Annotated in this window: 17 protein-coding genes and 1 pseudogene; 3 read left to right on the top strand and 15 right to left on the bottom strand. The window is 37.7% G+C overall.

Translation table 11 applies throughout. The features are described from left to right. Nucleotides 1-22 precede the first annotated feature (22 nt). Together ACT53H_RS16980 and ACT53H_RS16975 are read left to right on the top strand one after the other, a co-directional pair. Nucleotides 23-157: pseudogene (locus ACT53H_RS16980) on the top strand (hypothetical protein). 335 nt (nucleotides 158-492) lie between these two features. After that, the gene (locus ACT53H_RS16975) at nucleotides 493-1,707 is read left to right on the top strand and encodes an amino acid aminotransferase (RefSeq protein WP_476009725.1); all 1,215 of its coding nucleotides are present in this window, start codon (nucleotides 493-495) and stop codon (nucleotides 1,705-1,707) included. 49 nt (nucleotides 1,708-1,756) lie between these two features. On the opposite strand, the gene dld is transcribed toward ACT53H_RS16975, so the two are convergent. The 4 genes from dld to lldP form a co-directional block, all read right to left on the bottom strand. Next, nucleotides 1,757-3,463, bottom strand: coding sequence for a D-lactate dehydrogenase (dld, locus tag ACT53H_RS16970; RefSeq protein WP_476009724.1), 1,707 nt, complete (start codon nucleotides 3,461-3,463; stop codon nucleotides 1,757-1,759). A gap of 438 nt (nucleotides 3,464-3,901) precedes the next feature. Beyond that, nucleotides 3,902-5,053, bottom strand: coding sequence for an FMN-dependent L-lactate dehydrogenase LldD (lldD, locus tag ACT53H_RS16965; protein ID WP_004706043.1), 1,152 nt, complete (start codon nucleotides 5,051-5,053; stop codon nucleotides 3,902-3,904). Beyond that, a complete protein-coding gene (lldR, locus tag ACT53H_RS16960) occupies nucleotides 5,050-5,802 on the bottom strand; it encodes a transcriptional regulator LldR (protein ID WP_004711163.1) in 753 nt (250 codons plus the stop codon). Before lldR ends, lldD begins: the two co-directional genes overlap by 4 nt. A gap of 19 nt (nucleotides 5,803-5,821) precedes the next feature. Beyond that, nucleotides 5,822-7,489, bottom strand: a complete 1,668-nt coding sequence (gene lldP / locus ACT53H_RS16955) for an L-lactate permease (protein ID WP_474772169.1) — start codon at nucleotides 7,487-7,489, stop codon at nucleotides 5,822-5,824. Nucleotides 7,490-7,863: 374 nt separating this feature from the next. Here lldP and ACT53H_RS16950 point away from each other — a divergent pair, with 374 nt between their 5' ends. Continuing rightward, nucleotides 7,864-9,234 (top strand): phosphohexomutase domain-containing protein, encoded by a 1,371-nt coding sequence (locus ACT53H_RS16950; protein ID WP_476009723.1) that lies wholly within the window; start codon nucleotides 7,864-7,866, stop codon nucleotides 9,232-9,234. 43 nt (nucleotides 9,235-9,277) lie between these two features. Here the strand turns inward: ACT53H_RS16950 and galE are convergent, their stop codons facing one another. The 11 genes from galE to ACT53H_RS16895 all read right to left on the bottom strand — a co-directional run bounded on the left by galE (nucleotide 9,278) and on the right by ACT53H_RS16895 (nucleotide 22,022). Then, nucleotides 9,278-10,294, bottom strand: a complete 1,017-nt coding sequence (galE, locus tag ACT53H_RS16945; protein ID WP_476009722.1) for a UDP-glucose 4-epimerase GalE — start codon at nucleotides 10,292-10,294, stop codon at nucleotides 9,278-9,280. Then, nucleotides 10,287-11,957 carry a glucose-6-phosphate isomerase gene (gene pgi, locus ACT53H_RS16940; RefSeq protein WP_476009721.1) on the bottom strand — a complete coding sequence of 557 codons (1,671 nt, stop codon included), beginning with the start codon at nucleotides 11,955-11,957 and terminating at the stop codon, nucleotides 10,287-10,289. Before pgi ends, galE begins: the two co-directional genes overlap by 8 nt. Then, the gene (locus ACT53H_RS16935) at nucleotides 11,954-13,216 is read right to left on the bottom strand and encodes a nucleotide sugar dehydrogenase (protein ID WP_004795442.1); all 1,263 of its coding nucleotides are present in this window, start codon (nucleotides 13,214-13,216) and stop codon (nucleotides 11,954-11,956) included. Before ACT53H_RS16935 ends, pgi begins: the two co-directional genes overlap by 4 nt. A gap of 117 nt (nucleotides 13,217-13,333) precedes the next feature. Continuing rightward, nucleotides 13,334-14,209, bottom strand: coding sequence for a UTP--glucose-1-phosphate uridylyltransferase GalU (gene galU / locus ACT53H_RS16930; RefSeq protein WP_151964444.1), 876 nt, complete (start codon nucleotides 14,207-14,209; stop codon nucleotides 13,334-13,336). Nucleotides 14,210-14,220: 11 nt separating this feature from the next. Beyond that, complete coding sequence (locus ACT53H_RS16925) at nucleotides 14,221-16,095, bottom strand: polysaccharide biosynthesis protein (RefSeq protein ID WP_174739963.1); 1,875 nt, start codon at nucleotides 16,093-16,095, stop codon at nucleotides 14,221-14,223. Between the two features lie 141 nt (nucleotides 16,096-16,236). Further along, nucleotides 16,237-17,412, bottom strand: a complete 1,176-nt coding sequence (locus ACT53H_RS16920; protein WP_476009720.1) for a DegT/DnrJ/EryC1/StrS family aminotransferase — start codon at nucleotides 17,410-17,412, stop codon at nucleotides 16,237-16,239. Nucleotides 17,413-17,438: 26 nt separating this feature from the next. Continuing rightward, nucleotides 17,439-18,098 (bottom strand): NeuD/PglB/VioB family sugar acetyltransferase, encoded by a 660-nt coding sequence (locus ACT53H_RS16915; protein WP_476009719.1) that lies wholly within the window; start codon nucleotides 18,096-18,098, stop codon nucleotides 17,439-17,441. Then, complete coding sequence (locus tag ACT53H_RS16910) at nucleotides 18,095-18,703, bottom strand: sugar transferase (RefSeq protein ID WP_174739976.1); 609 nt, start codon at nucleotides 18,701-18,703, stop codon at nucleotides 18,095-18,097. Before ACT53H_RS16910 ends, ACT53H_RS16915 begins: the two co-directional genes overlap by 4 nt. Beyond that, on the bottom strand, nucleotides 18,704-19,846 hold the full coding sequence (locus ACT53H_RS16905) for a glycosyltransferase family 4 protein (RefSeq protein WP_476009762.1): 1,143 nt from the start codon (nucleotides 19,844-19,846) through the stop codon (nucleotides 18,704-18,706). A gap of 17 nt (nucleotides 19,847-19,863) precedes the next feature. After that, nucleotides 19,864-20,799, bottom strand: a complete 936-nt coding sequence (locus ACT53H_RS16900) for an acyltransferase family protein (protein ID WP_476009718.1) — start codon at nucleotides 20,797-20,799, stop codon at nucleotides 19,864-19,866. Continuing rightward, on the bottom strand, nucleotides 20,796-22,022 hold the full coding sequence (locus ACT53H_RS16895) for an O-antigen polymerase (RefSeq protein WP_476009717.1): 1,227 nt from the start codon (nucleotides 22,020-22,022) through the stop codon (nucleotides 20,796-20,798). The genes ACT53H_RS16900 and ACT53H_RS16895 overlap by 4 nt, the downstream gene beginning before the upstream one ends. Between the last annotated feature and the right edge of the window lie 5 nt (nucleotides 22,023-22,027).

Raw genomic sequence — 22,027 nt, 5'->3', positions numbered from 1 at the left:
TATGGCTTTTATAGCGGTATGAATGAAAAAAATCAAGGTGATTGTTGACACTTTACAGAACGCATCAGGTCAATTTTTATAGTCTGACCTCTTATCTCACCTTATATTTAAACCACTAAACCACTTGCTAATTAGTATTTATAAAACAGATATTTAATATTATTTTACCTATAGATTTATGGCACTTTTTTAGCTGCTTTTCGACCGCTAATCTTTTGTTTCAAACTTTAGTCTACAACCAATGTATTACAGCAAGATTGTAGACAATCTGCTTGAATGAAAGTATGAGTTATAAATTACTATCTATTTACCGTAATTTCTTTTAAAACTTTTTATTATTTTCATCCAGAAAATATCGATATTAGTGAAATTATCAGGTGCTTCACGGTAGCTTTATTGATACATTATTGAACATCGACATAGTTGTGGCGTATTTTTCGAGACAGAAAAAACCGAGCACTATGCATATTGTTGAATGAAAGGACTTTTTTGATGTTTCAACATATCCCCCCATACGCAGGCGACCCAATTTTATCTTTAATGGAACAGTTCAACGCTGATACTCGTTCTGGAAAAGTGAACTTGAGTATTGGTCTTTACTATAACGAAGACAGTATTGTTCCTCAGTTAGAGACCATTATTGAAGCGCAAAAGCGTATCGAGCCTAAGAACGGTAAAACCAAACTTTATTTGCCAATGGAAGGCTTCAAACCTTACCGTGAAGCAATTCAAGCACTTTTATTTGGTGCAAACAGCCCAGCAGTTAAAGCTGGCCGTGCTGTAACCATCCAAACACTTGGTGGTTCAGGTGCATTGAAAGTTGGTGCGGATTTCTTAAAAACTTATTTCCCAAATTCAGACGTTTGGGTAAGCCAACCAACTTGGGACAACCACGTTGCGATCTTCAATGGGGCTGGCATCAAAACTCATTTCTACCCATATTTCGATAACGAAACGCGTGGTGTAGATTTTGACGGTATGCTTTCTACACTTAAAACTTTGCCTGAGCAAAGCATTGTGTTGTTGCACCCATGCTGCCACAACCCAACGGGTGCTGACTTAAACCCAGCGCAATGGGATCAAGTGATTGCAGTATTAAAAGATCGTAACCTTATTCCATTCCTAGATATCGCTTATCAAGGTTTTGGTGACGGTATGGAAGAAGATGCGTATGCAATCCGTGCTTTAGACCAAGCGGGTCTAAACTTCATTGTGAGCAATTCGTTCTCTAAAATCTTCTCTTTATATGGTGAGCGCGTTGGCGGCTTAACTTTCGTTTGTGACGATGCAGAAGCTGCTCAGTGCACATTCGGTCAGTTAAAAGCGACTGTACGCCGTATTTACTCTAGCCCTCCTACAACAGGTGCTTGGTTAGTTGATGAAGTGTTAAATGACGCTGCACTTAACCAGCAATGGCAAGGTGAAGTGAAAGAGATGCGTGAGCGTATTATTAAAATGCGTAGCATCTTGAAAGACGAACTCACTAAAGCATTACCAGACCGTGACTTTAACTACCTTGTAAACCAAAAAGGTATGTTCAGCTACACAGGTCTAACTGCTGAGCAAGTTGATATCTTGCGTGAAGAATATGCAATCTACTTAGTACGTAGTGGTCGTATTTGTGTAGCAGGTTTAAACATGAACAATGTTTACACCGTTGCTAAAGCAGTTGCAGAAGTGCTTGCTAAATCAACAGAAGCTGCATAAGACATTTATTAAAAAAGGCGCTTCGGCGCCTTTTTTTTGTTTCTCGAGATTAAGATTTAGCTTTGCCCCAATACTTCAGTTTTGAGGTGTGTCCAATACCCACATTAAAGCTATTGGTTGGGTCGAGTTTTTGATAGAAGTTCGCTAAGGCAGGTTTGGCAATGTAAAGATGCCCAACATTATGCTCTGCTGGATATTCAGCACGGCGCGTGTCTAGCAACTTCCACATTTGATGTTCCATTTCTAATGGGTCATGGCCTTTTTTAAGAATATAGTCCTGATGGAAAACATGACAAAAGAAATGCCCATAATAGAGTTTATGGAGAATTTTGTTTTCCATCTCGGCTGGCAGTTGCTCTACCCATTCGCGGTCATTACGACGTAACGCAATATCAAGCGCGACAATATCTTCAACTTCACTACGGTGCGTATCGCGGTAACGAATTGCCGCCCCTGCAATCGCAAAACGGTGTAAGAACGCTTTTCGCCCTTCTTCTTCGCTGCATACGAAATAGCTGCCTGACGGATGCACTGCAAAATATTCTTTTAAAAACTGCTCAGTCTGTGCTTTCAAATTATTTTCGACACGTAAAACTAAATGGTGCTCATAACGATCCCGATATTCGGTCATACGCTTAGGTAAATGACTCGGTAAAAAGAAGGTAATGGCCTGCAAAATATGATCTGTTAAGCCTTTAATTTTAAATTTTTCTAAAAAGCCATCGACTTTATCTTTCATCGCAAAAGCTTTTGGAACATTGGCTGTGCCAAATTTTTCAATAAATAAGAACGTGTCTTTTCCGTACTTTTCACCAATTAAATAAGCATCTCGGTGAATATATTCGCCTGCAATCGGCAAGCTTGGTAGTGAGGTGAGTAAATAACGGCGAATCGCTGTTAAATCATCGGCATCATTAGTACCAATATAAAAGACATTACTCTCTACTTTTTCATAAGTATCAAGACGAACCGCAAACACACAGACTTTACCTGCCGAACCCGAAGCCTCAAACAAACGTGACGGGTCTGCATTAAAACGAGCAGGCGTATCTTCATCAACTTGCGTCACATCATGCGCATAACGATGGTCCGATGCCTGCTTTTCATTGTCATCTAAAATATCTACAGCTTGATATTTCTGCTTCTCTAATCGAGTCAAAATTTCTTCAGGAGTCGAACCTAAATTCACCCCTAAATGATTCACTAGTTCTAATTGACCAGCAGCATTCACCTGAGCATATAATGCCAGTTCAGTATACGCAGGACCACGGCGTACCAAGGCACCGCCCGAGTTATTACATACACCACCAAGGACCGATGCACCAATACAAGATGAACCAATCACCGAATGAGGTTCACGGTCATAGCCTTTTAAAATTTGCTCTAAATTATCTAAGGTTGCACCCGGTAAACAAATCACTTGCTTGCCGTCATGAATGACTTGAATACCCTTTATACGGCGCGTACTCATGACTAAAACAGGACGGTCATAGTCATCGCCATACGGAGTTGAACCACCGGTCAATCCCGTATTTGCTGCCTGCATAATCACAATACAGTCTGCGTCAATTGCTGCCTGCAACACTTGCCATTGCTCTAGCAAGGTCCCTGGTACAACCACAGCAAGCACTTTCCCCTCACCAAAACGACGACCTTGGCGGTACTGACGCGTACTTTGATCATCGGTTAAAACATGAGAACGCCCTACAATATTCTGTAAACGTTCGATCACTGCTTGAGGAGAAAATGTTTGCATGATGGTTTCCTTTTGGTCATCCCTACCACATAGTTTTTTTAAATTTAGAGCAACACGACGGAGTTTTTCCGTTTAGAACTAATATTTAAAGTAGCTAATTCCATTACTTTTGTTTTGGCAAAAGTAATCAAAACCATTGTCACTTACAGAACCTGTTCGCTGTATCCATTTTTCAGTTTACATTGCAAAAACAACACCTTGCTCCTACCACGCAGGCTGTAAGTGACGCAGCACCACCAGCTACTTTCTTAACCCAAGTGGCTACGTGGGCGGCAGGGATGCCGCCTTTTCGATGCGGTAGCAAGGACGTACCATCATTGAAACAAAGGTTTTTGGTTACTTTTGACCTTTCAAAAGTGACAAATGCCTATACATAAAACATTAGCAAATCACCACATTTTGAGGCTGTGCTTACTGCTTCACTTAAAAAGTTATTTCTTAAAAACCTTGTTTCATTGCCTGTACTAAACAATCCGCATTAATATCCGAAATCGACTTAGCACCCGTAAGCGTCATCGCAACTCGCATTTCTTTATCAATCAAATCAAGCAAGTTCGACACCCCTTGCCCACCTGCTGCTGCCAAGGCATAAACAAATGCACGGCCAAGTAAAACCGTATCGGCACCAAGAGCTAACATACGCACGACATCTAAACCATTACGAATGCCTGAGTCAGCCAAAATCGCTAAATCACCTTTTACCGCATCAGCAATTGCAGGCAATGCACGAGCAGATGACATCACGCCATCTAACTGACGACCACCGTGATTCGACACTACAATGCCGTCAGCACCAAAACGTACAGCATCTTTGGCATCTTCAGGGTCTAAAATACCTTTAATCACCATTGGGCCATCCCAAAATTCACGAATCCACTCAAGGTCTTTCCATGAAATCGATGGGTCGAAGTTCGAGCCCAACCAGCCAATATAATCTTCAAGACCAGTCGGTTTACCTAAATATTTAGATATATTGCCCAAGTCGTGCGGACGGCCCATTAAGCCGACATTCCACGACCAATGTGGATGAAACATAGACTGCATATAACGGCGCATCGCTGCATTTGGTCCACTCATACCTGAGTGTGCATCACGGTAACGTGCACCTGGCACAGGCATATCTACAGTAAATACCAGTGTTGAGCAGCCTGCCGCTTTTGCACGTTCCAAAGCATTACGCATAAAACCACGGTCACGTAATACATAAAGCTGGAACCACATTGGGCGATTAATTGCAGGTGCAACTTCTTCAATCGGACAAACAGAAACTGTTGAAAGCGTAAATGGAATGCCCTTTTTATCAGCTGCCATCGCGGCCTGAACTTCACCACGGCGTGCATACATGCCTGTTAAACCAACTGGTGCCAACGCAACTGGCATCGACAGCGTTTCATTAAATAGTTTTGTCTCTAAACTTAACGCTGACATGTCATTCAGCACACGTTGACGCAATGCAATTTCTGACAAATCTTGTACGTTACGCTTTAAGGTATATTCCGAATACGCCCCACCATCAATGTAATGAAATAAAAATGGCGGTAAGCGACGTTGTGCCGCCGCACGATAATCATTGCCAGAAGAAATAATCATTTTGAATCAACTCTATTTAAACGATTTGCACGTTTCTGGCGAGCTTCGTCTTCATCCAGAGAACGCACATGATTAATCACAAATTCAATATGACCGCAGACAGCTTGGCGTGCGGCCTCGGGATCTTTACGATCAATAGCATCCATCACCTGAAAATGCTGCTCGCTCAGCAAGTCACCATTTACGGGGTCGTTATAAACTTTTTTACGTCCTAACAAGACGTTGTATTGCAACAAATCAAACAAGCTGCGCATCATCTGAATCAGCACCACATTATGAGATGCTTCAGCAATTGCTAAGTGAAATTCAGCATCCGCCACCGCGGCCTGTGCTGAGTCACCTGCATTTTGATGGCGACTAATTTCATTAAAATAATGATGGATTTTGGCGCGATCTTCAGGCGTTGAGCGCAATGCGGCATACCATGCCGTGCCACCTTCAAGTAATAACCGCGCCTCTTGCACATCAAAACGGTACAGCGGATCTTCTTCAATCAGGTTACTAATTGGGTTCACAATGAGTTGCTGTGGCCACTGTTCAGGTAACTGCTGAATATAAGTCCCATCTCCGCGGCGGCTGATTAGCACACCTTGGCTATTGAGCTGTTGAATCGCTTCACGTAACGACGGACGAGAAACCCCTAAGCTCGTTGCAAGCTGTCGCTCGGCAGGCAAACGGTCACCTTTTTTCATGTGTCGCTCTTCAATTAATGCCTGCAATTTCATGACCACTTGATCGGAGATTCTCATCGCGTTTCCTTCACTGGAGTTATGGAATCATCCACGGAACCAGATAAGCCTGAACCGTAATAATGATGCCAACAAAGACAGTGAATATGATGCTATGTTTTACCGTGAAACGGAACAAGTCAGATTCTTTTCCAACTAAGCCTACTGCTGCGCACGCAATCGCAATTGATTGCGGAGAAATCATCTTACCTGTCACACCACCGCTAGTATTCGCAGCTACAAGCAACACTTCTGGAATACCAATTTGCTGAGCCGTAGTCGCCTGTAGAGCCGAGAACAAAGCATTTGAAGATGTATCTGAACCCGTAAGGAATACACCCAGCCAACCCAAAAATGGCGAGAAGAAAGTAAACGCATGACCCGTATGTGAAAGAGCCAAAGCCAAAGTTGCAGACAAACCTGAATAGTTCGCAATAAAAGCAAAAGCCAACACCATACCAATTGAGTAAATCGGTGTTTTTAACTCATTTACTGTTTCACCAAAAGTCGTTACTGCCTCACTCGCTTTCATTTTCAAGAAAATAGCGGTGATGATTGCAGCAATAAAAATTGCTGTCCCCGTTGCAGAGAACCAATCGAACTTATAAATCGCTTCGTATGGTTTTATCTCTGACACAATCGGTGGCATTTTTTCGACCAATTTATGTAAATACGGAACTTCAATTTTAAAAATTAAATGTTCCAGTGCACCGTCTTTTGCAAATAGTGCTTTAAATGGCTTAACACTCCAGATAGTGACCATCACCGTTAAGATTGCAAATGGAGACCACGCCTTGGCAATTTTTCCAATACTGTAACGTTGAATCGTAGTAGGTTGCTGAGTTAGAGTTTGACCAGCTTCAGGCTCAAAACGGAAAATATGTTTTGGTTTCCAGAAACGGAACAACACAGTCAAGCTCACCAATGACGCAATTGCAGCGGTAATGTCTGGTAATTCAGGACCAATAAAGTTAGATGTAAGATATTGGGCAATCGCAAAAGAACCACCACCAACCAATACAGCAGGCCAAGTTTCTTTAACACCACGCCAGCCATCCATAATCGCCATGATCCAAAACAGCACAATCAGCGTTAAAAATGGCAACTGACGACCCACCATCTGGCTAATTTCCATGGTGTCTACGCCTGACACCTGCCCTGCCACAATAATTGGAATACCCATTGCGCCAAATGCAACTGGCGCTGTATTTACAATCAAACATAAACCAGCAGCGTAAAGTGGCTTAAATCCTAAACCAACAAGGAGTGCAGCAGTAATTGCAACAGGAGCACCAAAACCTGCCGCCCCTTCAAGGAAAGTACCAAATGCAAAACCAACCAATAGCATTTGTAGACGTTGATCTTCGGTAATCGACAAAATGCTTGAGCGAATAATCTCAAACTGGCCTGTTTTTACCGAAATTTTGTATAGAAAAACTGCCCCAATAATGATCCATGAAATTGGCCATAGACCATAGAAGAAACCATAAATGATTGACGCAAAGGCCATTTGACCCGGCATTTGATAGAAAAATAGTGCAATCAATAATGCAATAATGACTGTGCCCGTTCCCGCGATACTGCCTTTTAAACGAAAAACAGCCAATGCCAAAAAGAAGAAAATAATCGGGATTAATGCAACCGCGCTGGACAGCCAAATATTATTTAAAGGGTCATAAAGTTGTTGCCACATATTGAGCATTGTCATCTCCTTGAAATGCCGGGGCGAATTTTTGTACCTTAAATTCTTAAACATTTAACACAATTGGTATGACCAATTAAAATTTAAGTGCAAATGTTATTCCTTAAACCGCAGATCGCATCATAAACACAGTTATTTGTAAGATCAATCATTAAATAGCCATCACAATTGGTAAGACCAATAGTACTGAATAAAATCAAGCTATTTCGAACTTCCAGTTTTATTTATTAGACTAAAGTCGTAAAAAGTATTCTTATAAATTTAAATCTGAGCTACAGAAATGAAGCGTAAAAATTGAATATAAAAACTATAAACATAACCATTTATTAAGAAATGTATAATAATGCTTAAAACTCAAATCATTTGTATTGAACTGAATAATGACTACTTTAACGTGTTTTAAAGCCTATGATATCCGAGGCAAACTCGGCACCGAATTGAATGAAGAAATTGCCTATAAAATTGGCCGCGCATACGGACAAATCTATAAACCAAAGACTGTAGTTGTAGGTTGTGATATTCGTCTAAGCAGTGAAGATTTAAAACAAGCAACTATCCGTGGTTTAAATGATGCGGGTGTAAATGTGCTTGATTTAGGCATGACAGGAACTGAAGAAGTTTACTTTGCTGCTTTCCACTTAGATGTACAAGGTGGTATTGAAGTTACTGCGAGCCATAACCCAATGGATTATAACGGCATGAAACTGGTACGAGAAAATGCTCGTCCAATTAGTGCTGATACCGGTTTAAAAGAAATTCAGGCTTTAGCAGAAACCAATAACTTTGAAGAAGTTAGCCAAAAAGGTACAACTCAAAGTTATAACATTTTGCCTGAGTTCGTTGATCACTTAATCACCTATATTGAACCTGCAAAAATCCGCCCACTTAAGTTACTGGTAAACGCGGGTAATGGGGCTGCGGGTCATGTGATTGATGCCATTGAAGAAAAATTTAAAGTGCTTAACGTACCAATTGAATTTATTAAAATTCACCATGAAGCAGATGGTACTTTCCCAAACGGAATTCCTAACCCAATTTTAATTGAAAACCGTGACAGTACCCGTAATGCTGTAATTGAGCATAAAGCAGATATGGGAATTGCATGGGACGGCGACTTTGACCGCTGTTTCTTATTTGACGAAAAGGGACAGTTCATTGAAGGTTACTATATTGTTGGTTTATTGGCTCAAGCTTTCTTGATTAAACAGTCAGGCGAGAAAATTGTTCATGACCCACGTTTAGTCTGGAACACATTTGATATCGTGGATGAATATAAAGGTATTGCTGTCCAGTCAAAATCTGGTCATGCATTTATTAAAGATGTCATGCGCGAACACAATGCCGTATATGGCGGCGAAATGAGTGCACATCACTATTTCCGTGACTTTGCTTACTGCGACAGCGGCATGATTCCATGGTTACTCACCGTTGCCCTACTCTCTGAAACAGGAAAATCTCTTTCAACGCTCGTTGAAAATATGATTACCAAGTTCCCTTGTAGCGGTGAAATCAACTTTAAAGTGGCTGATACACAAATCACTATTCAAAAGATTTTCGATTTCTATGCTGATCAAAATCCACAAATTGACCGTACAGATGGTGTAAGTCTAGACTTTGGTGCATGGCGTTTTAATGTCCGTGCTTCAAATACTGAACCGTTATTACGTCTCAACATTGAAAGCCGTGTAGACCGGCAAGCTAAAGCAATGCAGCATTATGTAGATGAGCTGACTGGGTTGATTCAGAACTAATTCATAATAAAAAAGGAGCGATAAGCTCCTTTTTTATTAGTATTTAATTATATCCATTAGGATTCTGCTTCTGCCAGTTCCAACTATCCTTGAGCATATCTTCTAAGCCATATTGAGGCTGCCAACCTAACTCAGCAACTGCACGGCTATTGTCTGCAAAAGAAGTCGCAACATCACCAGCTCGACGTGCTACAAACTCAAATGCTACAGGTATGCCATTAACTTGTTCAAAGGTGTCTTTAACTTGCAAAACAGATGAACCATTACCTGTACCAATATTCCATGCTCGACAACCTTTCGACTGTAAACGGTTATTCAAAGCACACAAATGTGCATTCGCTAAGTCAACCACATGAATATAGTCACGCACACCAGTACCATCTACCGTGTCATAGTCATTACCATAAATAGATAATTTCTCACGACGGCCAACAGCAACTTGAGTCACATATGGCATTAAATTATTTGGAATACCTTGTGGATCTTCACCAATACGGCCACTCTTATGTGCACCTACTGGATTAAAATAACGAAGTAATGCAATTGACCACTCTGGATTAGATGCGGACAACTTTTGTAATAATTGCTCAACAATCAATTTAGTATAGCCATAGTTATTACTTGGTATACCTGTTGGCATGTCTTCATTTAATGGCGATATATTGCCTTCATCATATACTGTTGCAGAAGAGCTAAATACAAGTGTGTAAACACCCGCTTTTTCCATTGAATTAACCAGTTGAATACTACCCGCAATATTATTATCAAAATAAATCAGCGGTTTTTCTTGGCTTTCACCTACGGCTTTTAAACCTGCGAAGTGAATAACAGCATCAATTGAATGATTTTTGAAAACACGATCAAGTTCATCCGCATTACGAATATCACCCTGCACAAAAGTTAAACTTTTTTGGGTGATATCTCGAACTCTATTTAAAGATTCTTCTGAACTATTCGAAAGATTATCAAAAACGATAACTTCATGACCAGTCTGTAAAAGCTCAACACATGTATGTGAACCAATATAACCTGCGCCACCAGTGACTAGAATTTTAGCCATCTACTTTTCCTAACAATATTTTAATTAATCCGCGCGTTGATGCATCAAGTGTTGAAAGATCATTTTGAACACCGTTTAAAATCGGAAGTAACTGATCAGCAATCTGCTTACCTTTCTCAACTCCCCACTGATCAAATGGATTAATATTCCAGATCACAGACTGCACAAAGACTTTATGCTCGTATAAAGCAATCAGCATTCCTAAACTATAGGGGTTTAATTCTTTCAATAATAATGTAGAACTGGGTTGATTACCTTCATATTGCTTATAAATTGGTAAATTCTCTAATTCAGTTGAGTCTAAAGCTTCATTACCAAAAGCTAATAATCTTGATTGCGCTAAACAATTTGAAAGTGCCAGATGATGTTGTTCAACTAGAGCTTCAGCATTTTCAACATAAGTAAAATGATCTGCGTTATAACGTTGAATTGGCGCAATAAAATCACAGCTTACTGCTTGAGAACCTTGATGTAACAATTGATAGAAGGCATGCTGGGCATTTGGTCCAACCTCACCCCATATAATAGGGCAAGTATCAAGCTCAACTTTTAAGCCATTGCGCTGTACTGACTTCCCATTAGATTCCATTTCTAACTGTTGCAGATAAGCCGCAAAATACTTTAATCGCCCATCATAGGGTAATACTGCATGGGTCTGAATATTTAAAAAGTTATTATTCCAGATTCCTAACAATGCCATCAAAACCGGAATGTTTTGATCAAAACTCGTATTTTGAAAATGTTCATCGACTGCATGAGCCCCTGCTAAAAGTTGCTGGAAGCCTTCCACACCAATCGTCAAAGCAATAGGTAAACCGATACAAGACCATAGAGAATAACGCCCACCTACCCAGTCCCACAGTAGTAACTGGTTTTCAGGCGAGATTCCCCATTCAGACATTTTTTCAGATTTTGTAGATACACCAATAAAGTGACTTTTTAATACACGAGCATGTGTTCCTAAGGCCTTTTCAAGCCACTGACGAACTGTTTGTGCATTTGATAAAGTATCAATCGTACCAAAAGACTTAGATGAAATAATAAACAAAGTTGTTTCAGGACGAAGTTGATGGAGCAACTCAGATAACTGACTACCATCCATAGTCGACACAAAGTGAATATTTAAAGGCTTAGCTGTTTTTACCTTAAAATCAGATAAAGCATGCGTGACCATTTGTGGTCCTAAATCAGAACCACCCACCCCAATATTAACAACGTCTTGAATCACCTCACCAGTTGAACCCCGATATTGCCCTGCATGGATTTTTTCCACTAAGGTATACATGCGTTGTAACTGGCTATGAACTTGTTCTGTTAAATCTGGAAATTTTGAATAATCAGCTGGTAAACGCAATGCCCAGTGCATTGCTTCACGTTGCTCAGTACAATTAATTTTATTCTTTGAAAAAAGGCGATGAATCCATTCGGTTAAATTTTTAGTATTTGCAAGAGCTACTAATTGTCCCAAAATATCTTTGGTTAAGCGGTGCTTACTATAATCAAAAAATAATTGATCAAATTTTACAGAATAATTTTGAAAACGATCTGGCTCTAAAGCAAATAACTCTTTTATATGTAATTTTGAGTTTTTTTCACCTAGAGTTTGAAGATGAGTTAAAGGTGAGGCTAATTCCTTTGGAAATTGCTCAATTGATTTACTCATAAGCGACCTACTCCTTCATAAGCAAAACCTTTCGCCTTTACATACGCAGGATCATAAATATTACGTCCATCTAAAATTAAAGGATGCTTCATTAACTGTTGTAGTTGCTTAAAGTCAGGACTCCAATATTGCTTCCATGCCGTGACTAAACATAGCGCATGAGCATCTCGCACCGCCTCATATTGGTCCGTACATAAAATTAAATCTTCACGATGTCCATAAGTTGCAGCTATTTCATCTAAAGCTTGAGGGTCATGCAGACGTACTATTACACCCTGTGCCCATAATGCGGCTAATAAAATATGAATCGGTGAATTATGTATATTCGAAGTATTCTCTTTAAAGGAAGCACCCCAAATCGCAACTGTTTTGCCATTTAGACTACAGTGATAATAATTCCATAACTTACGAAATAAAATTTCTTTCTGCTGCTCATTAATCGCCCATACCTGTTCCAAAAGGCGGCTTTTTGTTCCAGTTTCAGACACAGTACTTGAAAGTGTTAAAATATCATGCGAAAAGTTCTCACCGCCAAATCCTACACCTGGCGATAAATAGGCAGCACCAATACGTGTGTCAGCAGCGATACCATGCTTTACATTCGCAATATCAATACCTAACTTTTCAGCCACCATAGCCAAGTCATTCATATAACTAATGCGGGTAGCTAACATGCCTGAAATACTAAGTTTGGTGAACTCAGCATCTAAAATCGGCATAAATAAATATTGATAACTAAATTGAAAAAAAGGACGCAATAACTCCTGCATAGTTTCACTTGCGTCTCTAGATTCCACACCAACAATGACATGTTTTACATTCAATACACTGTTGATAGCATTCCCTTCCTGAATCACATCAGGAAAATAAACCCACTCATCTTTTGGTAAATGCTGTTTTAATTTCTCTGTACCATGCAAACCAAAAGTAGAGCCATTAATCATTAATCGCGGATGAACAATAGGTCGTTCGCTCAACTTCTCAACTGTTTTTAATGCAAGTTCAATTTGTGTTGGACTAAAGCAAAATAAATAAACTTCAATATCTAAAGGAATCTCAGAAAAAGGGCTCTCTTTTAAAAAACCCGCTTTTCGCTGCTTATTTAAATAATTATTTACATCTTGATCTTGATATGAGAGTACAGAAATATTTTCTTCACAAGTGACACTGGTACACCAGTAAATTTGATTACCATATTCAGCTAATAACGCTGCCATCACACCGGCATGTAACGTTGTTCCAAATACTGCGATTTTCATTGCACACCTGATTTTTTCGTATTTTATAGAATTCTCTTCCCTTTACAGGAAGAGAATATACTGCCCAGCTGCTATATTCAGCAGTTTTTACAAATACTTAAGCAGAACTACAAAACTTTATAATTTAAGTTCTTGAATCAGCTGTTTAAATTCTAATCCTAACTTAGGGTGTGCAACACCATAGTGTAGTACAGCTTTCAAATAACCGAGCTTACTTCCACAGTCAAAAGTTTGGCCTTGCATCCGATAGGCTTCAACGGTATCTGTTTCTTGAAGCATCGCAATTGCATCAGTTAACTGAATTTCATTGCCCGCGCCTTTCGGAGTATTTTCTAAAAGCTGCATAATCTTAGCAGGTAAAATATAACGTCCTACGACAGATAAATTAGAAGGTGCAGAACCTATAGCAGGTTTTTCGATAATTCCCTGCATAGCAATACTTTCACCCTCATTCGGGCTCTGCTTTACATCAACAATTCCATACTGATCTACAAGATGGTCTGGTACTGCTTCAACCATGATTTGAGCAGCTTGACTTGACTCATAGCGTGAAATCATACGTGATAGATCATTCTGTCCTGAATTATCTTGCACCAAGACATCTGGCAACAACACAGCAAAGTCATCTTGCCCAACAATACTTTTTGCACATAAAACAGCATGCCCTAAACCCAAAGGTTGGGGTTGTCTTACACTTACCACACTTACATGAGATGGAATAATCTGCGTAATTTCTTCAAGTAAATCGAACTTTTTCTTTTGCTCTAGAGTCGTTTCTAGTTCAAAGTTTCGATCAAAATAATTTTCAATTGATGCCTTAGATGAATGAGTTACCAAAATAATTTGTTCAATTCCAGCCTCTACAGCTTCACGCACTACATATTCAATTGCAGGACGATCAACTACCGTGACCATTTCTTTGGGAATTGACTTACTTGCTGGTAAAAAACGTGTACCTAATCCAGCTACCGGTAAAACTGCCTTTTTAATCACACATTCACTCTCTAATTAACCATAATGTCTTTACTACGTTTATAACCATCAACATAATGTTCGAGTTGACAAAGAGCCCAATCAATATCTTTTTGAATAGCAGTCATATTATTAACTCGATCAAAAACTTCTTGAATTTCAGAGAGTGGATAGAACTTTTCAAATGATCGAAGAATTCTACTGTGCTCGGTATATTCAGTATTTTCTTGATCAATTAACAATTCTTCGTAAAGTTTTTCTCCTGGGCGTAATCCACTATAGCGAATTTCGATATCCCCTTGAACTGAGTCTTGTTCACGAACAGTTAAGCCACTTAAAGAAATCATTTGTCGAGCTAAATCCTGAATACGAACAGGCTCACCCATATCAAGTAAAAAGACATCTCCACCTTTGCCTAACGCACCAGCTTGAATAACCAACTGAGATGCTTCAGGAATAGTCATGAAGTAGCGTGTTACATCCGGATGAGTCACAGTAATAGGACCACCTTTTGCAATCTGATGTTTAAATAACGGCACTACAGAACCCGAGGAACCTAATACATTACCAAAACGTACAATACTAATTTGAGTTTGCTTTTGAGCTTCAGCCATTGCCTGACAATAAAGTTCGGCCATGCGTTTTGAGGCGCCCATAACATTGGTTGGACGTACTGCTTTATCAGTCGAGATGAGAACGAATGTCTCCACACCTTTTTTCACAGCTGCATTTAAACTATTCGCTGTTCCAATCGCATTGTTCTTTAATCCTGCAATTGGATTACATTCTACTAAAGGTACATGTTTATAAGCAGCGGCATGATAAACAGTTTGTACGCTGTATTGCTCAATAATACGCTCTAATTTTTGTTGATCCTGAACAGTACCTAGAATTGGAACAATTTCACATTGAGCGGTTAGACGTAATTCTCTATCTATACTGTAAAGAGCAAATTCAGTAATTTCATAAATAATCAACATCTTAGGTTGATTTTTAATAATTTGTCGACATAACTCCGAACCAATAGAACCACCAGCACCTGTTACCATCACGATTTTATTATGAATATTTTTTGCAAGTAAATGATCTACAGGGGGTACTGGGTCACGTCCCAATAAGTCAACAATGTCTACTTCACGAATATCAGCAACTTTTAGCTCACCATCAACCAGCTGAGTAAGACCCGGAAGTTCAGTAATTTTAAGATGTGCAGGTTCTAGCTGTTGGATAATTTCACTTTTACGTACGCGACCTACTGAAGGTAATGCCAGTAAAATTTCATCAGTTTTATACTTTTCAAACCGTTGTAAGGCTTTTTCTAAAGATAGTACTTTTAGACCGCCAACCATATGGTCTTGCAAAGATGGATTATCATCAATGAAGAAAACAGGTAAATGGTTACCAGAACGATAAAGCACAGCTGCAATTTGCTGACCAGCATCACCTGCACCATAAATTGCGATACGCTTTCTCTCTTCCCCTGTGAGTAATGTAGCCTTTACAATAAAACGGATAAATGCCCGACTACACCAAACCCAACTAAACATTAAGAAACCAAACATCAATGGAATTGAAGTCGGAACAAAAGCTGCTGAGAATGCATTTAGGCTATATAAAACAACCACCATCAGGGCAACAGCAAGCGCTAATTTTGCAATAAAGGCTTCATTAAAAGTACGGACAATAAAGCGATATACCCCTGTGAGCATTAAACTTAAAATAGCAACGATAGTAACGATCGCTACTCCATAGTTAATACCTGGGATAACTTCAGCGCCTAAATCAAACAGTCGAATGGCATAACATAGCCACAAAATAACAGGAAATGCAAAAAGGTCTACAAGAACCAAAAAACATTGTTTAGCAAGTCTTGGGGCAGACGCAAACTGATAAATAATCTTTTTCACAATACTCTTCTAATCGTTCTAGTAACCGTGCGGTATTTATACTCATTTCTCATATAACTAGAAATAAAATTTACGCAGCGGTTACATAACTTTAAATCAGATCATAATTCAAAAGAAAGCTATGTGAATAGCTTCACATTTTTATGATTGTATAGCTCTACTAACTGCATTAATTGCACTAATTGTCTTTTCTATACTATCTTGGCTTAAAGTCGGATGCACCAAGAACATCAAGCTAGTGTCACCTAATTGCTGTGCATTTTCCAAACGTTTTTCTGGACGCCATGGAGTACCATCAAAAGCATGCTCTAAATAAACTTCAGAACAAGAGCCACTAAAACAAGGCACATCTTGGGCATTAATTTCTTGCATTATACGATCACGTGTCCAACCTTCTGGTAACGTCTCTAAATTCACTTGCACATAACATTTATAATATGCATGTACATAGTCATCAGAAGGGACATGAACGTTAAAGTAAGGAGAGTCTTCAAACGCTTTTAAAATCTTTCCGGCATTTTCAGTACGCTTTTTTGTCCATTCAGTCATACGTGTTAACTGAATTCGACCAATAACAGCTTGCATTTCCATCATGCGCCAGTTAGTACCAAATGAGTCATGCAACCAGCGGAAACCTGGAGGATGTTGTTTATTATAAATACTATCGTAGCTTTTCCCATGGTCTTTATATGACCACATTTTTTTCCAAAGTGCTTCATCATTTGTGGTGACCATACCGCCCTCACCACCAGTTGTCATAATTTTATCTTGGCAAAAAGACCAAGCAGAAATATGACCGATTGATCCTGCAGCTTTACCTTTATATTTTGCACCATGAGCCTGTGCGCAATCTTCAATAACATAGATGCCACGCTCAGCAGCAAGCTGCATAATCGGATCCATATCACACATCCAACCGGCCAAATGTACACAAATAATTGCTTTGGTATTTGGTGTAATGACAGCTTCAATGGTACGTCGTGAAATGTTTTGAGCATCTAATTCTACATCGGCAAAAACAGGATTAGCGCCCGCCGTTACAATAGAACTTGCTGAAGCAAGAAAGGTACGGGATGTCACAATAACATCATCACCTGCACCAATGTCTAAAGCTTTTAATGCAACATCGAGTGCCACGGTACCATTTGCCAAAGCTACCGCATATTTTGTACCAGAAAATTCGGCAAATTCTTTTTCAAAAATTCTACATTCTTGACCAGTCCAATAATTTACTTTATTTGATAGTAATACATTTTTGACTGCGTCAGCTTCTTCTGTAGTAAAACTTGGCCATGGTTCAAATGCAGTGTTTAACATTCTGATTTCCTAATAAAAAATACTTCTTACTTTCTTTCTAAAATTCTGGCGGGGTTACCGACAACTGTTACGCCAGCTGCTACACTTTTAGTCACTACAGCACCCATACCGACAACAGCGCCTTTACCAATCACTAAAGGCTTATCAGGTGTACCCTGTTTAATCACGGCTCCAGCACCGATGTATGCATGGTCTTCAATACGAATATTGCCATTACATTTAACACCTGGAGCAAATGTAACGTAGTCACCAATCACACAGTCATGCTCAACATAACTGTATAAATTAGCATGAAAACATTTACCGATTTTTATATTTGATGTAATTGAAACAAAAGGGCTTAGTGCAGCACCCTCACTGATTTCAACGTTATCCATAATTACTGAATTATCAGCTTGTACGGACCAAAGTTTAAGCCCATCAGCAATCAACTGATTGGCAATTTTTTCACGGATTTGACTATTCGCAATAGCAATTAATACATACTTATTAGAACATTCTATTGATTTAAAAGTTTGATAGTTCACAGCTGTATGTCCGTTTACTATCTTTTCTTCTTGTAAACTATCATCAATAAAATAAATTTCTGCTGCAATACCCTGACGTTGAAGCTGTTGTCTTGCAACAGGCATCAGACTTCGACCACAGCCTGAAGCACCATAAATTGCATAGATTTGGTTACTCATTTATCTGCTTCCGACTTTGAACCTGTAAACTTGGTCATCGTCGCCTCGCCAGCTTCATTGATATCATCTTTAGCGATTACTTTTCTAACGGTTTGTAGCATTATTTTAAAGTCCAACCAAAGCGATCTGTTTTCTACGTACCACGTATCAAGCTTAAATTTTTCATCCCAGCCAATCGCATTACGTCCATTAACTTGGGCGTGACCAGTCATTCCTGGTCGTACATCATGGCGCTTGGCTTGTTCTTTGTTATAAAGTGGTAAATATTCCATCAGTAAAGGTCTTGGACCTACAATACTCATATCACCTTTAATCACGTTCCAAAGCTCAGGCATTTCATCCAAACTGCTTGAACGAAGCATTTTACCAAATGGCGTTAGACGCTCACTATCAGGTAAAGGATTACCCTGTGCATCTGTTGCGTCTTTCATAGTTCGAAACTTAATCATTTCAAATGGTTTACCATGTAAACCTGGGCGAACTTGGCGGAACAATACTGGCGAGCCTAAGTTTTTTTTCACTTTATATGCAACATAAAAATATAAAGGTGAAAGTAGAATTAATGCTACAGAAGCAATAATGATATCAAGTAAACGTTTTAACACTTATTTAATTCCCATTTCTATCATCATATGATGATTCACTTGATGTACATCATATTTATGTAATGCAATTTCCCTAGAGCGTGTTCCCATAATTTCAGCCAGTTCAGGATTCTGAATAAACTTTTTCATTGCCATCTCTAAGCTAGTGACAGACTTTACTTCAACTAAATAACCATTTCCATCGTGCTCTACAGTTTCCCTACATCCAGGGGCATCTGTTGTAATAATAGCTCGTCCCATAGACATTGCTTCTAAGACAGTACGAGGTGTGCCTTCTCTATACGAAGGTAATACATAAATTGAACTTTCAGCAATAGCGGGACGAACATCAGAAAGCTTCCCCCAATATTTAATAATTTTTTCCTCAATCCATGAATCTAATTCTTGCTGTTTTATTGCGGTTGGATTTTCATCTATCCAACCCACTAAATTAAATTCAATTTGAGGATATTCTTTTTTAATTAATTTGGCTGCTTCTACATACTCTCTTATGCCCTTGTCTTCTAATAATCGAGCAATTAATAAAAATGAAACCTTAACTTGACCATTCATAGCACGAGGCAAACTTACAACTTCAAAATCAGTCACATTAACACCAGACCCGTTGACAACTACTGCTGGCACCTTGTTACTTAATAAATTTAATTGTTGGAATAAAGCTAGGTCATCAGGATTTTGAAAAAAAACCTTGGATGATCTTATTAATGCTTGTTTATAAAGCCAATGTACGATTTTTTGGAACGTACTTCTTTTACTTGTACTATCTACATTCTGAAAAGCATATCCCAACCCTGTTATAAGTGAAAAACGATTTGGCACTTTTGCAAAATAAGTAGCAAGCGTGCCGTAGATCACAGGTTTAATCGTATATGACAAGACATAGTCTGGTTTAATTTTCTTTGTAATTTTATAGATTTCAAATAGTGTTTTTATATCTGCAATAGGATTAGTCCCCGTTCTTTGCATTTCAACAGAGTAAACTGAGTAACCAAGAGATTTTAGCTTGTCCATTTCAGGCTGGAACAGCTGAAGATCGGGGGCAATGATATGAATTTCATGGCCTTGATGATGAATAGCCTCTAGTAATTTTCCACGAAAATTTAGAACTGAAGGCAAAAAACTACTAATCATTAAAAATTTCATTTTGTTTTCAACTTCACTCACAAAATAACCTTAATTTTTTTGTTTAACATGATCAATACGATAGAAGCTAAACAACTAAGAATAACTGTTACAAAAAATAATTCAATTGAATTGATATTAAAAGATTTAAGTAAATTTTGAAATAAAGGATGTATCAGATATAAAGCTGTTGAAAAGAGTGCCAACATCTTGCCTTCACCTTTAATATTTAAGTTAAAAACAAATATAAAGATAAAAGGAGATAATAACATTAAGGAAAACATTAGATCTAATGGATCTGTTTTACTTATAAAGAAGTAATTAATAAAAACTTCGAGATATAGGAGAATTAAAGATATTATTACAGCAAATGGAGCAATTTTTTTATATTTAGCAGTTAAATTAAGTTTATGAATAAGAAAACCAAACATCAAAAAAGGATAGCAGACGGTAAAAAAATTCCTATATACAGGATAAAAATTTAATATAGAATCAATCTTTTTTGGTAAAAAATGAAAATTTCCTAAATACTGAATAAAGCACCCTACTACAAATAATCCTATAGCTGAAAAAAGCTGAGTTCGCGTGCTAAAAGACTTTGCAATATACAATAAGATTCCCCCAGCTATTGTACCAGCCAAATACCATAAATGATGATAACCGAATATTAGAAAAAACATATTTTTTATAATAGCTTGACTTGAAAATGAAAATTCAAAGTAAAATAAAGAATAAAAAATCATCCATATTAGATATAGTAAAGTTACTCTTTTCAACCATACACGAATATCTTTAATTAAAAAGAAATAATACCCTGTAATGATTAGAAAAATTGGAACCCCTACTCTAAAAAAACCATTTACTGTAAAAAAAGATAATAAACTACTGAGGTCCGAAAAAATTTTTCCATGTAGAGCAATAATACATATTGCCAAAAAAATTTTTAATAAATCTAATGATATATTTCGTATCATTTTTTTCCACCTTTACTTAGTATTAAACTTAGCCCAAATGAAAACATATAAATAAATAGGTAAAGGTATAAAATATTTCTAATATAAGCAAGAATACTTCCTAATGAGTTTCTCTGTACCCAAAAGGCAACCAAGATAGCCAAAATCAAAAATAAAACGGCTCCAACAGAATTATTTTTTTTATATAAAAACCATAATACTCTTAAAGCTATCAATATAATTAAAGAATAAATAATTATTCCTGGAATACCCATCCAAGCATAAGCTTCAGCCCACGGGTTATAGGCCATTCCATAACTAATACTAGGAAAAAGATATGGTTGAAAGGCATCATTAAAATAACTTGATGAGAAATTAAAATATTCTAATGGAATAGGAAGAATAGCTAAAAATGATTTAAAAGAATTAATAAAGTCTATGCTAAAATTATTAACGACAACTGAATCTAGAATAGTAGAAGTAGATAAGAACTCACTTCCTAGAAATATATATTTTAATGAAAAATCATTTTTCCATTCTCCCAAGGAAGAACCCGCATATAAAGTACTATATAAAGTTTTACTTAAAATAATAGCAATCATTGATGCTAAACCAAATAAGAAAAATTTATATTTCGAAATTAATCTAAATTTATTATTTGAATTATAATAAAGAAGAAAACCTATTATTGCCATTGCCATAGGAGCTCTAGCACCTAATAAAGCAACCACAATTAGCATTATAAAAAACATTATAGTTGACAATTTTCTTTTTTGATGAACAGCAAGAAAAAAACCTACTAAAGGAAAGTACATAAATAGAATAAAATATATAATATTTGTAGAGGCTATTGCCTCCAACTTGTTTGCAGAATTCAATAATAAAGGTATATTAACTAAAAAACCAATAATACAGCATACTAGTGTAAAATTAAGAAATACTCGATCTAAAAAATAATTTAAACTCTGATCATTATCATTATTAATTTTAAAATTATTATTCATTAAAAGAAAAGGAATCGTCATAAAAAAGGCAACCCCCATAGAAATAAGAGTTAACCCATTTGGAACAATGGAAAATTCTTCAGTATAAACATTATAAATACTATTAAAAAACAATGGGATACTATACAGTGTTAAAAATATAATATAAATAGATATAAAATCAAAATATCTTCTCTTAAACAATAATAGTGTCAAAGAAGATATAGAACAAATCATAAAGAAAATATATGCTAAGGACATTTTTT

This window comes from Acinetobacter sp. DMC2, from assembly GCF_056314305.1.
Note: the sequence above shows the minus strand (reverse complement) of the source record. Positions and strands in the feature narration are given on the sequence as shown.

Coding starts and splice junctions, on each gene's coding strand:
- lldR (WP_004711163.1), bottom strand. CDS start 5,802: ATGAGAATCTCCGATCAAGTGGTCATGAAATTGCAGGCATTAATTGAA.
- ACT53H_RS16895 (WP_476009717.1), bottom strand. CDS start 22,022: ATGTCCTTAGCATATATTTTCTTTATGATTTGTTCTATATCTTCTTTG.
- dld (WP_476009724.1), bottom strand. CDS start 3,463: ATGCAAACATTTTCTCCTCAAGCAGTGATCGAACGTTTACAGAATATT.
- ACT53H_RS16975 (WP_476009725.1), top strand. CDS start 493: ATGTTTCAACATATCCCCCCATACGCAGGCGACCCAATTTTATCTTTA.
- ACT53H_RS16935 (WP_004795442.1), bottom strand. CDS start 13,216: ATGAAAATCGCAGTATTTGGAACAACGTTACATGCCGGTGTGATGGCA.
- pgi (WP_476009721.1), bottom strand. CDS start 11,957: ATGAGTAAATCAATTGAGCAATTTCCAAAGGAATTAGCCTCACCTTTA.
- lldD (WP_004706043.1), bottom strand. CDS start 5,053: ATGATTATTTCTTCTGGCAATGATTATCGTGCGGCGGCACAACGTCGC.
- lldP (WP_474772169.1), bottom strand. CDS start 7,489: ATGACAATGCTCAATATGTGGCAACAACTTTATGACCCTTTAAATAAT.
- ACT53H_RS16915 (WP_476009719.1), bottom strand. CDS start 18,098: ATGAGTAACCAAATCTATGCAATTTATGGTGCTTCAGGCTGTGGTCGA.
- ACT53H_RS16920 (WP_476009720.1), bottom strand. CDS start 17,412: ATGTTAAACACTGCATTTGAACCATGGCCAAGTTTTACTACAGAAGAA.
- galE (WP_476009722.1), bottom strand. CDS start 10,294: ATGGCTAAAATTCTAGTCACTGGTGGCGCAGGTTATATTGGTTCACAT.
- ACT53H_RS16950 (WP_476009723.1), top strand. CDS start 7,864: ATGACTACTTTAACGTGTTTTAAAGCCTATGATATCCGAGGCAAACTC.
- ACT53H_RS16900 (WP_476009718.1), bottom strand. CDS start 20,799: ATGATACGAAATATATCATTAGATTTATTAAAAATTTTTTTGGCAATA.
- ACT53H_RS16905 (WP_476009762.1), bottom strand. CDS start 19,846: ATGAAATTTTTAATGATTAGTAGTTTTTTGCCTTCAGTTCTAAATTTT.